This window comes from Pseudoalteromonas sp. JC28 (assembly GCF_013319255.1).
In the GTDB taxonomy this organism is placed as follows: domain Bacteria; phylum Pseudomonadota; class Gammaproteobacteria; order Enterobacterales; family Alteromonadaceae; genus Pseudoalteromonas.
Genome location: NZ_QOKX01000010.1, coordinates 159,867 through 175,828 on the forward strand (window position 1 = coordinate 159,867; position 15,962 = coordinate 175,828).

General features: G+C 44.9%; 13 protein-coding genes. 4 read left to right on the plus strand and 9 right to left on the minus strand.

What is annotated here, in order from left to right:
- Window positions 1–15: 15 nt before the first annotated feature.
- Entirely contained in the window at window positions 16–591 is a 576-nt protein-coding gene (locus DS891_RS20650) for a hypothetical protein (protein ID WP_174170825.1), read from the minus strand.
- 129 nt (window positions 592–720) lie between these two features.
- On the opposite strand from DS891_RS20650, the gene DS891_RS20655 reads away from it, so the two are divergent.
- A complete protein-coding gene (locus tag DS891_RS20655) occupies window positions 721–1,566 on the plus strand; it encodes a LysR family transcriptional regulator (protein ID WP_010370532.1) in 846 nt (281 codons plus the stop codon).
- A 429-nt stretch (window positions 1,567–1,995) separates the two neighbouring features.
- Window positions 1,996–2,463 (plus strand): transposase, encoded by a 468-nt coding sequence (locus DS891_RS20660; RefSeq protein WP_174170826.1) that lies wholly within the window; start codon window positions 1,996–1,998, stop codon window positions 2,461–2,463.
- Window positions 2,464–2,794: 331 nt separating this feature from the next.
- On the opposite strand, the gene DS891_RS20665 is transcribed toward DS891_RS20660, so the two are convergent.
- The 6 genes from DS891_RS20665 to radA form a co-directional block, all read right to left on the minus strand.
- On the minus strand, window positions 2,795–3,964 hold the full coding sequence (locus tag DS891_RS20665; protein WP_174170827.1) for an FAD-dependent monooxygenase: 1,170 nt from the start codon (window positions 3,962–3,964) through the stop codon (window positions 2,795–2,797).
- Window positions 3,965–3,974: 10 nt separating this feature from the next.
- Window positions 3,975–5,147 carry a 2-octaprenyl-6-methoxyphenyl hydroxylase gene (gene ubiH, locus DS891_RS20670; RefSeq protein WP_174170828.1) on the minus strand — a complete coding sequence of 391 codons (1,173 nt, stop codon included), beginning with the start codon at window positions 5,145–5,147 and terminating at the stop codon, window positions 3,975–3,977.
- A gap of 12 nt (window positions 5,148–5,159) precedes the next feature.
- Window positions 5,160–6,470, minus strand: coding sequence for a Xaa-Pro aminopeptidase (gene pepP / locus DS891_RS20675; protein WP_174170829.1), 1,311 nt, complete (start codon window positions 6,468–6,470; stop codon window positions 5,160–5,162).
- A gap of 1 nt (window position 6,471) precedes the next feature.
- Window positions 6,472–7,035 carry a UPF0149 family protein gene (locus DS891_RS20680; protein WP_174170830.1) on the minus strand — a complete coding sequence of 188 codons (564 nt, stop codon included), beginning with the start codon at window positions 7,033–7,035 and terminating at the stop codon, window positions 6,472–6,474.
- Between the two features lie 196 nt (window positions 7,036–7,231).
- Window positions 7,232–8,155: a DUF945 family protein gene (locus tag DS891_RS20685; protein WP_174170831.1), complete on the minus strand. Its 924-nt coding sequence runs from the start codon at window positions 8,153–8,155 to the stop codon at window positions 7,232–7,234.
- Window positions 8,156–8,170: 15 nt separating this feature from the next.
- Entirely contained in the window at window positions 8,171–9,541 is a 1,371-nt protein-coding gene (gene radA / locus DS891_RS20690) for a DNA repair protein RadA (protein ID WP_010370516.1), read from the minus strand.
- 128 nt (window positions 9,542–9,669) lie between these two features.
- On the opposite strand from radA, the gene DS891_RS20695 reads away from it, so the two are divergent.
- Complete coding sequence (locus DS891_RS20695) at window positions 9,670–12,171, plus strand: PilZ domain-containing protein (protein ID WP_174170832.1); 2,502 nt, start codon at window positions 9,670–9,672, stop codon at window positions 12,169–12,171.
- 72 nt (window positions 12,172–12,243) lie between these two features.
- On the opposite strand, the gene ampE is transcribed toward DS891_RS20695, so the two are convergent.
- Window positions 12,244–13,095: a beta-lactamase regulator AmpE gene (ampE, locus tag DS891_RS20700; protein ID WP_095727228.1), complete on the minus strand. Its 852-nt coding sequence runs from the start codon at window positions 13,093–13,095 to the stop codon at window positions 12,244–12,246.
- 6 nt (window positions 13,096–13,101) lie between these two features.
- The gene (ampD, locus tag DS891_RS20705; protein ID WP_174170833.1) at window positions 13,102–13,644 is read right to left on the minus strand and encodes a 1,6-anhydro-N-acetylmuramyl-L-alanine amidase AmpD; all 543 of its coding nucleotides are present in this window, start codon (window positions 13,642–13,644) and stop codon (window positions 13,102–13,104) included.
- 1,018 nt (window positions 13,645–14,662) lie between these two features.
- Between ampD and nadC the strand changes: the two genes are divergently transcribed.
- Window positions 14,663–15,505 carry a carboxylating nicotinate-nucleotide diphosphorylase gene (gene nadC / locus DS891_RS20710; RefSeq protein ID WP_174170869.1) on the plus strand — a complete coding sequence of 281 codons (843 nt, stop codon included), beginning with the start codon at window positions 14,663–14,665 and terminating at the stop codon, window positions 15,503–15,505.
- Window positions 15,506–15,962 lie beyond the last annotated feature (457 nt).

Here is a 15,962-nt window from a genome sequence, read left to right on the forward strand (position 1 = left end):
ATAACTGCACGGAATTTATGAAACGAGTTTAAAACCAGCGTCAGTGAGCGTCGTTTGCCACTTATCTAACACAGCAGCTTGCGCAATCAACTGATACTGTTGCTGTTCGTCCACCAGCAAGGTCGTAATAAATACTTCACCGCTTTGCTTGCCATAGCAGGCATTTTTATCTGAGATCCTAAGGCCTGGCGTTAACGTAAAGTCACTGACTAAACGCTCAAACGCAAGCTCACCGCTTATGGTGGCGGCAACTAAATCATGACGGCGAACCAGTTCAATATCAAACTCGTCGGCATGGCTATCAATCAGTGTTGCCAGCTCAGCGGCTGCACTTTCACTTGCAACAAAACGGTAAGCCGTTTCACTAAAATAGTACACAGCGAAATTTTCGCCACTGTCTAGTTTGCCTTGAAAACCTAAGCCAGGTGCCATTAACTTATTCAAGTTAAGTGCAAGAATTTGGCTTAAGAAAGGCGTGGTCTCAAAGCCGCTGAAATCGAGTACAACAACAGCATCAGTTGGCATGTAATGGTTTTGCGCCGGAACACTGCCCTGACGGTGCTTTGCAAAGATAATTGGCGTGACGCTCATGGCACTACCTTAGTGAAATTTCGATGAGCAAAAGTATAAGGATGCGCAAACTCAACAACAAATTGTATTTACTTATCAATTGATAAATAATATTAATGTACTTGGGTTTTATAAATTGCATTTCCTTATATGAAAAACTTATCAATTGATGGATTAAGAACGCTGGTCACTGTGGTTGATGTCGGTGGCTTTGCCAAGGCGGGTGAGTTGCTTGGCTTATCTCAGCCTGCTGTTAGCTTGCAAATCAAACGCTTAGAAGACATGCTAGGTTGCAAGCTGTTTAAAAAGCAGGGCCAAAGACAGGTATTGAATCAATATGGTGAGCTACTTTTGCCCCTAGCCAAACAAATGCTGCAGCAGAACGATGCAATTATTCAGCAATTTACCTCTGAGAGTGTGACGGGCCGAGTGCGTTTAGGCATTCCAAGTGAGTTTGCAGCACGGATCTTACCTTCTATTATTGGCGATTTCGTTTCTTTATATCCTGATGTGGCGCTGGAAGTTAAATCAAGATTGAGTAAACACTTACTTTCTGTGGTAAGGCAAGACCAGTTTGATTTGGTGCTAGCGCTCAATGAAGAGCTTAGCTCATCCAAGTACCCGGTGTTTATGCAAGACCAACTGGTCTGGGTTGGCGATTTATCGCTTGCGCAGCATTCGGTTGTCACTTTAGTCACCGCCCCGGAGGGCTGTATTTATCGCCGCCGCGCTATCGAGGCGCTGCAGCAAGCTGGATTACAATACCGTATCGTATATAGCAACGCCGACTTAACTGGCCTTACCGCCGCTTTAAAAGAGGGACTCGGGATCACTGTGCTAGCCAAAAGCACCGTGCCAGCAGAGCTGCCTTATCAGACCCAAACCCAAATATTACCCGAACTCGGTCAAATCGGTATCAGCCTTGTCAAAAACACCCAAGAATCCGCCCACGCCGTAGATAAACTCGCTGAGTTTATCGCATTGAGGTTAGGTTAAAAGATCGCGGGGTGAACCCGCTCCTACCAACAACACAAAACCCTTGTGGGAGCCGCTTTATGCGGCGAGATTGTTGCAATGATCGCGGGGTGAACCCGCTCCTACCAGCAATATAAAATCTCTGTGGGAGCCGCTTTACGCGGCGAGATTGTTGCAATGATCGCGGGGTGAAGCCGCTCCCACCAGCAACACAAAACCTCTGTGGGAGCCGCTTTATGCGGCGAGATTGTTGCAATGATCGCGGGGTGAACCCGTTCTACCAGCAATATAAAATCTCTGTGGGAGCCGCTTTACGCGGCGAGATTGTTGAAATGATCGCGGGTAAGCCCGCTCCTACCAACAACACAAAACCTCTGTGGGAGCCGCTTTATGCGGCGATCTTGTCCTATATTTACGTGAACACTTATCAATGAACTCAAGGAGAGAGTCATGCCACATAGCTGCCGTTTAAGGAAAGGCCGAGTTTCATCAGCCGGTCAATATTATGCAATCACTATTTGCTGTAAAAACAAAACAGCTGTTTTTAATAACCTCGCAGTCAATCAAGTTGTTATTCATGAAATTTATCACCTTGAGCAGGATAACTTTATCAAATTAATTGCCTACACACTGATGCCAGATCATTTACATCTCCTGTTTCAACTAATGGATGTGTGTTCTTTGTCTGATGCCATTCGGTCTTTAAAAGGAAGAACGGCAACTAAGCTAAGAACAATGAACATTCGACAGCTATGGCAAAAGGATTTTTATGACACCTGTATTTTGCATAACACTATGTTAAAAAACCAAGCAAGATACATAGTTGCAAACCCGCTTCGGGCAGGGTTGGTAAAACAGATTGGTGATTATCCTTATTGGAATTGTATTTATTTAAGCAATGGGATTGGGGATTTATAAAGTTGGTGATACCTGTTTTAGGAAAAGATCGCGGGGTGAACCCGCTCCTACCAGCAACACAAAATCTCTGTTGGAGCCGCTTTACGCGGCGAGATTGTTGCAATGATCGCGGGGTGAACCCGCTCCTACCAGCAACATAAAACCTCTGTGGGAGACGCTTTACGCGGCGAGATTGTTGAAATGATCGCGATGTAAAATCGCTCCGACCAACAACATAAAACCTCTGTGGGAGACGCTTTACGCGGCGAGATTGTTGAAATGATCGCGATGTAAAATCGCTCCCACCAGCAGCATAAAACCTCTGTGGGATCCGCTTTACGCGGCGATCTTTTTATTTACCGCCTATCGCTTCTTTGGCGAACAGATGTTTGATTGGCCCGAGGTTGTCGACCAAGCTTAGGCCCACACCGCGCACTAGCTTTTTCAACGGGTGATTGCCTTCAAACAGCTCTTTAAGTCCTTGCATCATGGCAATATGCTTTTGAGCATCTGCTTTTCTGCTGCGCTCATATTGGCGCAGTATCCGTGTGCTGGCAAATTGCTCTTGCGGTGCTGATAACAAGGTGATCAAATAGGCAGCGTCTTTTAGCCCTAAATTCATGCCAAGACCTGCAAGCGGGTGAATGGTATGTGCCGCGTCGCCCATTAAAACGATCCGCCCTTGCACCCATTGTTTTGCATAACGCATGGTCAATGGAAAAACATGTCTTTCGCTAATCAATTCACACACACCGCACTGCATATCAATTGCAGCACTCAACGCTTTATTAAACGCCTCGACCGGCATGGCTTGTAGCTGCTTTGCTTTATCCGGTGCGGTAGACCATACAATTGAATGAGTATGTGGATCATCAAGCGGCAAAAAGGCCAGCGGCCCATCAGGAAGGAACACTTGTCTTGCTGTTGCATCATGTGGCGCTGCGGTTTTTATCGTTGCAACCAGCGCATGGTGATCATAATCCCAATACGTGATTGGCATATTAAACTGCTGGCGAATAGCCGAACGTGCGCCATCAGCTGCCACCACTAGTTTCGCCATCACAGGTTCACCAGTCGCTAAGGTTAACAGCACATCGGTGTCTGTTTGGTGCAAGCTTTGGTATTTTGTGTTCCACATCAGCTTGGCCGATTGCTGTGCTTCAAGTGCTGTTAACAAGGCATAGCGAATGGCGTCGTTTTCAATGATGTGACCAAGCTCAGGTAAGTCTAACGAGACATTATCAAAGGCGATTTTACCAAAGCTGTCTTTATCGCGTACATCCATACGAGTATATGCCGCGGCGCGCTGCGCTTTAATATCAGGCCACACGCCCAAGCGCTCAAATAAAGCCTGACTTGCAGCGCTTATTGCGCTCACGCGTGCGCTGTATTCTTGTGCCAATGGTGTTGGCTTTTCACCACTGTCTAGCACTAGTACCGAGATATTTTGCTGCGCAAGCCCCAGCGCCAGCGTTAAACCAACACATCCACCACCAACAATACAAACTTGAACTTGTTGCATGCCAACTCCTTTATCCTTTATATCCCATCAATTGCTTGGCCAGCGGCGCTCTTGCTGTTTTGGACAGCGCCATGGTGAGTAGACCTAAACTACGGCCTAAGGCTAAGGTTCTTGATGAGTTTGAAAATAGTCGAACGAGCGCATCGGTTAATGTCATCACCGTATTAATATCTTGCGCTCGCGCCAGTTGATAAGCACGCGTAAATTGAAAACTTCCCCACTCATCAAGCACGTTCGCCTGACATTGTGAGGTTAGGACTTGAATATCTCGTAGACCTAAATTAAAGCCCTGTCCTGCAATGGGATGAATGGCATGCGCCGCATTGCCAATCACCACCACCCGATGATGAGTGAGTTGCTCTACTCGCCCAAGCACTAGCGGGTAGCTTGCTCTCATACCCACTTGCACAAAGCGCCCAGCGCGATAACCAAAGGCTTGCTGCAATGCAGCTAAAAACTCGTGTGCTGTCATCGCTTCAAACTCGCTAAGGTGTTCATTTGGCATACACCACACCAGCGAATAACGATTATCACTCATTGGCAGAAGTGCCATTGGTCCATGCTCAGTAAAGCGTTCAAATGCCTGACCACCATGAGTTGAGTCAATCTGCACATTGGCAATCAACGCGCCTTGCTCATAGCCTATGCTATCAAAGCCGATATTGAGTTTAGTTCGCGTAGGAGAATTCGCGCCGTCAGCAACAACCAATAATCGACTTTGTAATTGCTCACCATTATCGAGGACCAGTTCAACCTGTTCAGGTTGTTGATGTATATGCGCCACTTGGTTTGGGCAAAACAGTGCAATATCAAGATTGCTCAGCTGCTCGTGTAAAAATCTGCCATAGGGATTGACTTCAACTACATAGCCCAACGCTTTTTGGTTGTAGTCTTCAGGGTTTATCCACGCTTTACCGAAGTGACCTCTGTCTGAAACATTCACTTGTGTGATTGGCTCAACGTACTGCCACTCGGGATTAAATAGATTTAGCTCGCCCAAAAATGCGACCGATTGCGCAGCAAGCGCAATACTACGGTCGTCAAAACTTGGATGCTGCTTACCTTTGGGCGCAAAGGCTTCAATAACCGCAATCTTTGCCTGCGGAGAGACTTTTTTTATGGCGATGGCGGCGCTGGCTCCTGCCATACCACCACCAACCACGACGACATCAAACTGTTGCACGCAAAGTGTCCACTAGTTATTCATTAATGCTTCTATTTCTGCGATGGTTTTTGGCACCAGTACGGTTAAGTTTTCATAGCCTGACTCAGTGACCAACAAATCATCTTCGATACGAATGCCAATTCCTTTATACTCATCAGGAACTTGCGCATCTTCGTCAAAATACAGACCCGGCTCAATGGTAAGTACCATGCCAGGTTCGAATGGACGATCCGCTTCATCTAACTTGTATTCACCGACATCGTGAACATCAAGACCTAGCCAATGACCTAAACCATGCATGTAGAATGCTTTGCATGCCTGCGCTTCTACGAGTTCATTAACGTCGCCCGCAAGAATACCTAAATCTACTAGTCCTTGAGTCAATACAGTCATCGCCACTTGATTGGCTTTGACTAATGTACCACCCGGTTTTACTTCACCAAAGGCCGCTTTTTGCGCCGCCAATACCAACTCATAAATCTTACGCTGCGCATCAGTAAACTGGCCGTTTACAGGGAAAGTGCGAGTTATATCAGCCGCATAGCCTTCAAGTTCACAACCCGAATCAATCAGTACTAAGTCGCCGTCCAGTAGCGCATCACAGTTGTCGGTGTAGTGTAAAATCGTCGCATTGATGCCGCTGCCAACAATGGTGCCATAGGCTGGGTGACGCGCCCCATTCATTGCGTAATGATGATGAATTTCGGCTTCAAGCTGGTATTCCGTTGCGCCCGGCTTGGCAAACTGCATGGCGCGTTTGTGCGCCTCAGCACTGATCCTGCCCGCTTCGCGCATGATGGCGATTTCAGCATCCGACTTAAATAAGCGCATTTCATGGACGAGTGGACGAATATCTTTGATGATCTCAGGTGCGCGATAGCCCTTTTTCGGTGCACCACGCAATGTGCTTAGTAGCTGCCAAACCTTATCATCAAAGGCGCTATATGTGCCTTGTCCGTAGAATAATACCTTGCGACCATTCACAAGATTTAATAGCTCGTCGTCTAAGTCACTCAGCGCAAAGGTTTGGTCAAGTTCAAGTTGCGATTTAGCTTGCTCATAGCCCATACGGCGACCATGCCAAATCTCAGCAACCTTATCTTTATTACGACAAAACAGCGTAGACTGCGCATTGCCGTCTCTGTCTTTCGTAAGCACCAAAACCGCATCCGGCTCTTTAAATCCAGTCAGGTAAAAAAAGTCGCTATCTTGGCGAAATGGAAATTCAGTGTCGCGGCTACGGGTTAACTCTACGGCCGCAGGAATAATCGCTACGGCGTTGTTATCTAATGCCGCAATAAGACGCGCACGGCGTGCTACAAACTCGCTGTTTTTTATCATATTAATGTATCGTCTTTGATGTGCTAACGGACTGGGGTTCTTTACCCATCTCGGCAAAGCATAGCAGTGTAGAAACACGCACATATTCTACCACTTCGAGCAGTGCTTCTTTATCGTCATTGCTGTCTTCAAAACCAGTATCAAGCTTAGTTATTTCGCTAAAATCGTTAATCACTTCTTTAACATCAGCAGATAACTTACCGTAATCTTTTTGCTTTAAACCAAAGCCAAGTAAAAAGCCTGATACCCAAGCAATCAGTGCGTTAGCTTGGTCATGTAATGACTCATCTTCTAGCGGCAAATACAGTTCAAACTGAAACTCGCCGTCATTGAAGTGCTCGGCAACTTGCTTATATAAATCGATGCAAAACTCTCTAATTGGCGCTGAAAATTTTTGACCGTCGTTAAATACGTCACTCAATAGCCCTAAATACTCTGAATCTTCGATATTCAGACCACAGGCCAATAACCCAGAAATGGTGCCGTGAACTTCGGCGGGGGCAATAAATAATTCGTGTTTTTCTAATAGCAATTGAGCTTGCTGGTAGTCTTTGAATTCGCTCATAAATACATTCCCAAGCAATTGATACTCCAATGCTACCACCGCAGCCTTTGCAACTCCAACGAATTGTATGATCAACCTCAAGGCTGCTTTAGATTTCACCAATTTGGTAAAACTAATATTGCGAATGAGTGGGCTTATGAGAGATGAAGGGATTTAGGAGCAAGCCCAAAATCCCTTTAACCATGCTGGATTAGCTTTACTTACCGCTCGCGTTGATCTCGATAAGTTCCGACAGTGTTTCTGGACTTTGCGCCATAGCCATAGATAATTGCTGCCCCAGAGCCATCATACTTTGACTTTGTGGTATCGAAACAGATATAGCAAGTGACTCCATTCCATTGGCAAAGTCATTCACAGCCGTTTGAATTTCAGCAGGTAGCATCATCATTTGTAGTTGCTGGGCAACAATCGCCTGAAAGTCAGCCTTGCTCATACCCTGCTGAGCAATTTCAGACTCAAGTAGCTGAGGTAAGCTGCCTGCATTGTCGATATTAACAGCCAGCGATTTTAATTCGAGCGATTGCATTGCCGCCATCATTTGCGACTGCACTTGAAGCTCTTGTTCAAGGTTTGGTGTATCACTTTGAATTTTTGATGCCGCTAATGAAGCATCCATAAGGGCCTTACTGTTTCCAAACGCAGCATTAAAAGAGCTCTTTGCAATGCCTTCTGCAGAAGATGCGAATGTAAACTCGCTGGCGCCAGATGCTTCATCATAAGCGAGACTTGTATTCAAATGGTACGTTGCATTCACCAGCTCCGGCGACATCCCTTGGGTAAACTCTTCAGCTTCTTTTGCTAATTTTAAACCGACTAGGTCAAGCTCGGTATAGGGGCTGATTTTGTCTTGCTCGTAACCCACAACATTTAACTTCTCAATGGTAAATATGGGAATATTTTCATCGACTTGTGAAATTGTTAGGTCGGTAATTTCTACACCACGGGTAAACAAATCAACAGAGCTGTTTGCAAAACTCACCGTAAGGCCACTGTCTTGTTCGAAGTTTTCTATTTGCTTGGTGATTTCTTGCTTCACTTGCTCATTTACATAATAGTTGGCGCCAACATACCCTGCGCCCGCTAGTACCACAACGGCAACTGCTAATGTGGACTTATTCATATTTCACTCCATTATTTAAAAAAGTGCCTCAAGCGCTTCGCTGAGGCTAGAGACGGCAACAATTTCCATCCCTTCAATATTTTCTTTTGGTTTATTTGCTTTTGGTACAATTGCTCTTGTAAATCCATGCTTAGATGCTTCACGCAATCGCTCTTGCCCACTTGGCACCGGGCGGATCTCACCTCCTAACCCCACCTCACCAAATACCACCAGCTGCCTGTCTAAGGTTTGGTTTTTAAAGCTTGAAACCAGTGCGGCTATCAAGGCTAAATCAGCACTGGTTTCGGTCACTTTGACACCGCCTACGACGTTTACAAACACATCTTGATCCGACACCTGCAAACCACCGTGACGATGCAGTACCGCAAGTAGCATGGCTAGGCGATTTTGTTCCAAACCAACAGTGACGCGACGCGGGTTGGCGAGCTGTGAATAGTCGACTAGCGCTTGAACTTCCACAAGGAGTGGCCGCGTGCCTTCCCAAATAACCATAACTAATGAGCCTGGTGTTTGCGCTTCACCACGATTTAAGAAAATGGCCGAAGGATTGTTTACTTCCTTTAGACCTTGGCTTGTCATCGCAAACACACCCAACTCGTTTACAGCACCAAAACGGTTTTTATTGCCACGCAATGTTCTAAAGCGGCTGTCGGCACTGCCTTCCAGTAAAATAGAGCAGTCAATACAATGCTCCAGCACCTTAGGGCCGGCAAGTGTGCCGTCTTTAGTTACGTGTCCCACCATGATAATGGCGACCTGATTGGTTTTGGCAAAACGCGTCAAATAGGCCGCGCTTTCACGTACTTGAGAAACCGACCCCGGTGCAGATTGAATATCACTCATATGCATTACTTGAATCGAATCGATGACCATAATGCTTGGTTTTTCACGAAGTGCGAGCTGGCAAATCGTCTCAACATTGGTTTCTGCGAGTGTTTTTAACTTATTTGTAGGCAGCCCCAATCGTGTCGCACGCATGGCAACTTGTTGCAGCGACTCTTCACCGGTGACATACAAAGTGTTCATGGTTTCGGCAAGGCGACACATGGTTTGCAGCAGCACCGTACTCTTACCAGCGCCGGGGCTACCACCGATTAATATTGCACTTCCCGGTACAACTCCACCACCAAGGACACGGTCAAACTCTTTAAAGCCAGTTGAAAATCGCGGTAACTGCTCTAGGTTAACTTCATCTAAGGTTTGTACTTTAGCTTCAACAAGGCCGGCATAGCCTGACGTTGAACCGCCTTGAGGGACCGATTTTGCTGACGGAACGCGAAACTCCGTTACGGTATTCCATGCCTTACACTCCGAGCATTGGCCTTGCCAACGCGCGAATTCGGCACCACAATCGCTACATACAAATGCTGTTTTCTTTTTTGCCATAAATTACAGGTATATATCTTGCTTAAACACAATAATAGGTTAAGAATAAACTAATAAAGCGCCAATGTTGACATAATATTGGCGGTGACCCAACTGGTCACATAAAATGAGCGCGTGTAAAACTGTTTATGCCTGAAGATAGATTACAAAAATATCAAAGCTTAATTGAGGATTTAAAACTGGATCTTGGCGATCCGGCTTTTGATCGCATATTTAAGCAACGTACTGCGGACCTGTCCAAGCCGGACCAATTTCTATTAAAAATGGAAATGTCGCGGCTATCTCAGCCCGTGGCACGATTTATTGACCTCAGAGGACAAGTCGCAGGTCAAGTTAAGCCTTATGAATATGAAGGCAAACAGCATTTTATGGATGACTTGGCCATTGAGGTATTCGAGCGAGAAGTCGCTAAACATGGGGGTTATACCCTTGCAGTTTACGAATCCGTAATGAGTACCGACAATAATTATAAGGTCATGCAAAAGCAGGCCCAAGCACGCGAAGAAGAGGTAGAAAAGGACGCGGTCAATCATAACTACACTAAACTCGTTCGTTTCGCGTCATACGAAAGTCGCTCTGAAGAGCGCATGAATTACTCCATTAAGATCACAGTGGAACTGGCAAAAAATCGTCCTAAGGTTTCCGCTACTACCTCCGATATTTCCCTCAGCGGCGCTAAAATAAAATTACCAACCAATCAGCAAGTAGATCCCGGACAAATCATTTCGATCCGCTTGGTGGGTCTCGAGCAAGACTTTGAACTTGGCTTGAAAGAAGGTATTCAGTATGAAGTCGTCGCCGTAGAACCGGGTACGATTGAATATAATCAAGTTCGCTTAAAACGTACATTTATCGAGAAAAACCAAGGGTTTGATGACTTTTTAAATAGCTTTATTCACGGTAATAAGCGCCGTTATAAAATAAATCTCGACAACACTCTGGACGCCGTTGTTTGTAAGGGCTATGAGCAATACTATCTACCACGGGTCTGCTCTTTGTTTGTTTTCATCAGTGAGAAACAAAAACAACTTTATCCAAGCATGGTGCTTACCAACGAAAATAACGCTTACATCAATTACTACTTTGAAGACGAAAGAAAGCAATCAAGCCTATATTCCGTCTTCAACCAAAAACGAATGCAGCGACTGCTAACGCTTTGTGGCGCGGTAAAAGAAGCGGTATGCCATGTGTTTACTCACTCTAGTCAAGGTAAAATGTACTTTTACTCAGCCTTTGACTTTGAGCTGGAAGAAATGCAGCAGCTAAACGATCTGTTTTTTGCCTTTGGCAGCCAAAAAGACAGCTGGCGCACGTTTAAAGTTCAGTTGATGCCAAGTCACCATGAAGACGCCTTTATCCCACTTTCGCTTCCTGCAAGTGCAGGTAAAAATGTCGAAAAGCTAAATAAACGCCCCACGCCAAGGGTGCAAGGCTTTATCCAAGACGTAAAATATCTCATGTTACTGACAGATATCGGAAACCCGTCTATCACTGAGCGATTCCAACGTCTGAGTTATGAACAAAGCTTAGTTAATCAATTAAAGAAGTTCGGTCACGGCAAATCAGCCACCCCCCCGCCACTTGAGGTGGTTGCGTTAGAATACGTTAACTTGCGTGCACACAGGCGCTATCTTTATAAAACCAATGTCGTCGTTCATATTGATGGTCAAGGCACTTTCAACTGCGTTACCCGTGATTTTTCTGTCATGGGTTTACAAATAGAGTGCGGCCAAGAAATGCCGCTTAATAAAGGTGACTCGATACACTTGGACTTAGTTGATTTACAAAAATTGACGAAGCAGCATAATTTAACGAATTTGCGCTATGAAGTGATGATGGTCAATAAAACTAAAACTATCATTAACTTGAAAGTGCAGAAAATAGGTCAACTCGACCATTCTGCCATGGGGTTCTTTAAAGCCCTTATTGAGAGTAATAAAGACAAGCTAGTTGCTTGTGATGAAGCACCAAAGGTACCGGGACTATCACTTGCACTGCGTAACATGGTGACTAAATCCGTTTGTCAGTTTCCACTTTATTTACACAAAGAGACCTCACATAATGCGGTGGGAGCAATTGGACAGGGGCTTTACCCGACATCCCTTCACCACTTATTGCATTCGTTTAGTGATAATGACGATAACACTTTGGACGCCAAAGCGATTTTCCCCGAGCGCTTCGTCGAAGAAAAGCTAACAGAAATTCTAAAGGCGAAATCGCGACAAGATAAACCGCTTAAATACTTGGTGTTTATTAAGTTCAATCCAAACCAAACCAATCAACATGAGGCGGTTGGTGCGCAAGTTATCGCTCATGATGAGTCTATTGACAGTTTGTACTTGTATGCTAAAAAAGCACTGCGCAATGACCTACTCTTCGTCTATCAGCTCTATGTATCAAAAACCGGCCGCCCAGATATGGATTATCTTGCGAATGAGCTGCGCTATGTAAGCCACTATGCAATCCACAAAGCAAAAGACCTGGAAGAAGCGCTTTGGTCAGTAACTGGGGTGTGTGATTTGATAGACGTTACGGATTATGTGATTCAAAATATGGGCTTTGATGCGCCGCTTGTTACCAAAATGGAAGAGCAGAAAAAACGCTGGTTAGAGACCAATTTTAAACACTGATTTCAACTGCTCCATATGCGCTTACAGTATATGGAGCATTTGTTATAAAAGGTGTGTAATTTGCAGCTAGGGCTACTCCACCCAACCAAATAGGGTTAATACTGCGATAATCACGAGATAAAACAAAATATTACGCTTCACAAGACGCATCATACAGCTTGCTTCAAAAGTACAACCTAAAAACTGCTGTTCAATTTGCTCAGCCGCAAGCGCAGTGCTTGTGACGATTTGACGATTTGTGGTTTTAAAATCTAGCACATACTTCAACCAACTTGATGTACCTTTACTAAAGTTACCAATGATCAAAAAACCAAAACTTGCGATCCGTGCTGGAAGCCAATTTAGCCAATAAAATAACCGACAAAACTGCTCAAACACATGCTGTAGCGGCGGATTTTCTTGCTCATGATGCCAATGCACAATTTGCCTTACCATCGCATATAGCACAGCACCCGGTGCGCCCAACGCCACAAACCAAAAAATAACTCCGCAGTAATGTTGAAAGTTGATCCACGAAAGCGTCTGACCAAACGTCTCACCGCCCGGCTCATCTTCTAATTTGTCTTGCCCCATTTGTAACGCATAAAGCGTAGCCGCTTCGTTATCACCTCTGGTCAGCGCATTTAAATAGCCTTTATAAAGCTTGCGATATTTTGCACAACCAAAACAGACTAAGAGCACACAGATATTGATTGCAAACTGCCAAAATACAAAGTCACTTAGACTGTAAATAAAAGCAACGACCAATGCAGGAATAACTAACCAAAGCATCACACCGAAATGCGAGCCCAACATGGCATTTGGCTGGGTCCAAGATTTGGTTTTCGCATAGTAACTTTGCAGGTAATAGTCGACTTGCCAGTAATTCGCCCGCGCGCCAAGTCGTTCAATAATAAGCGCGATGATGATAGAAATTAAGATCATGCTTGCCTAGCTCTCTTGGTTATTTAACAAGGTAAAATAATGCTGCCAATCAAATGCAGCCCCCGGATCTGTCTTTCTTCCAGGAGCAATATCATTGTGCCCTACAATACGATCATTCGTCAGCTTTGGATAGTGCTGCTGCAGCCAACGCGTTGTTTTTACTAAACTCGCATATTGTGCTTCGGTATATGGCGTGGTGTCTGTGCCCTCCATTTCAATACCAATTGCAAAGTCATTACAACGCGTTCGACCTTGCCACTGCGACACTCCAGCATGCCAAGCCCGTTCAATGAAGGGAACGTATTGGGTGATGCTACCGTCACGACGTATAACGCAGTGCGCCGACACCCTTACTCCCTCTAAGTCAGAAAAAGTTGGATGTGCGCCGCAGTCCAGCGTGCCCATAAATAAGTCTTCCACGTACGGCGTGCCAAAGCACTCTGCAGGCAGCGAGATATTGTGGATCACCAGTAAATCTATCTCACACGCTTGTGGTCTTTCATCGTAATGCGGGGATTGCTTGTGTTTAGCAAAAGGTAGCCAATTCAAAGTATTAGTTCCAAGCCTTGGTTTGCATTCGATTATAAAGACAAAATAAGACAAAAGGTAGGGATGGGTTTAGTATAACAATAGTGTCGCGACATCAAATCACAACAAACAACACCTAACCGTAGCAGCGGGTTTACCCCGCGACCTCCGTTTTGGCCATCAACTCATTCTTTACAAACACGGCTTTGCATTTCAAACACACCATCGCGACATAAAGTCGCTGCTACAAAACACACAAGGGCTCAACAGTAAACAACACATAACCGTAGCAGCGGGTTTACCCCGCGACCATCGTTTTAGCCGTCACCTCACTCTCTACAAACAAGGCTTTGTATTTCAAATACTCTGTCGCGACATAAAGTCGCTGCTACAAAAATACACATTGGTTTCGGCATAAAGTCACAGCAAGCAACACATAATCGTAGCAGCGGGTTTACCCCGCGACCATCGTTTTAGCCATCAACTCATTCTTTACAAACAAGGATTTGCATTTCAAACACGCTGTCGCGACATAAAGTCGCTGCTACAAAAATACACATTGGTTTCGACATAAAGTCACAGCAAGCAACACATAACCGTAGCAGCGGGTTTACCCCGCGACCTCCGTTTTAGCCGTCAACTCATTCTTTACAAACAAGGATTTGCATTTCAAACACGCTGTCGCGACATAAAGTCGCTGCTACAAAAATACACATTGGTTTCGACATAAAGTCACAGCAAGCAACACATACACGTAGCAGCGGGTTTACCCCGCGACCTCCGTTTTAGCCGTCAACTCATTCTCTACAAACAAAGCTTTGTATTTCAAATACTCTGTCGCGACATAAAGTCGCTGCTACGAAAACACACAAGGGTTTCGACATAAAGTCACAGCAAGCAACACATAACCGTAGCAGCGGGTTTACCCCGCGAAATAAAAGCCACCCCGCCAAATATCGTGAATTTTTCTCCATCAATTGTACTCCTAGGCAAACGCGCGTAAAATTCGGCCATTGCAGAAAAAATGAAAAGACAACCTATGATTGACCAAAACCTTATCAGCCAATTGGTAAAGCAGGCGCTAGACGAAGACCTTAATTATCAAACACCAAACGAAGGTGATATTACCGCAGCCCTTATCCCAGAAACGCAGCAAGCAAGTGCCTATGTGATCACAAGGGAAGATTGTGTGTTCGTTGGCAAAGCGTTAATCGAAGAAGTTTTTCAGCAGGTCGACCCAAGTGTTAGCGTCAACGTACTTGTGAACGACGGCGATTTTGTTGCCGCCAACACTCGCTTATTTACCGCAAGCGGCTCAGCAAGAGCGATTCTAACCGCAGAGCGCACGGCGCTTAACTTTGTACAAACGCTATCTGGCACGGCAACCACCACAGCAAAATATGTTGAGGTTTTAAGTGGTACGCAAACTAAACTGCTAGATACACGTAAAACCATCCCAGGATTAAGAGCGCTACAAAAATACGCCGTTAAATGTGGCGGTGGTAAAAATCACAGAATTGGCCTCTTCGACGCGTATCTTATTAAAGAAAACCACATTGCCGCCTGTGGCAGTATCGCCAAAGCCGTTGCGACTGCGCGTAATAACCACCCAGACAAGCCGGTAGAAGTTGAAGTAGAAAACCTAGGCGAATTACAACAAGCCTTAGATGCGGGCAGCGATATTATTATGCTGGATAATTTCAGCGTAAGTGAGATTCAACAAGCAGTTGAAATCACACAAGGCAAAGCCAAGCTGGAAGTCTCTGGTAATATGACCATTGAAATTTTGACGACTTACGCACAAGCCGGTGTTGATTTTATTTCAAGTGGCGCACTGACCAAACATGTACAAAGCATCGACCTGTCGATGCGCTTTGAATAACTTTCGCTAAATTTAAAAAAGCGCTCTGATAGGGCTCATTGCCGGGCCCTTTCTTTTTTATAGTGCTATCAAGTAACCAGTAAATCACTCACCTCAGCTGATTTTTCCGCTCCTTAAGATATCAGATTTTCATTTTTAAAAAGAATACCACTTTGTACCAGCAAATAGTGTTGCACTCACTCTGTAACCCTCCGTAATAGAGAAAGTTTTCTATTTCGTTGACAAACCTACTTAAAACCCGTTAAATACGACAAAAGAACTAGAGTGTAACAAGATCTTAATGTTCAGTAACGATTAATTCCGTTCGTTTTTTGAACCGATATTAGGAAAGCTTGCGCTATCGCAAGAGAATCAATAATTTATTATTAAAATTTGATTGTAGGCATCAGTGTTTACTATTAAAGTAAATGTTAATTGTGATCGCTGAAACTAAATCGGTGCTACACTCTTAGTTGAT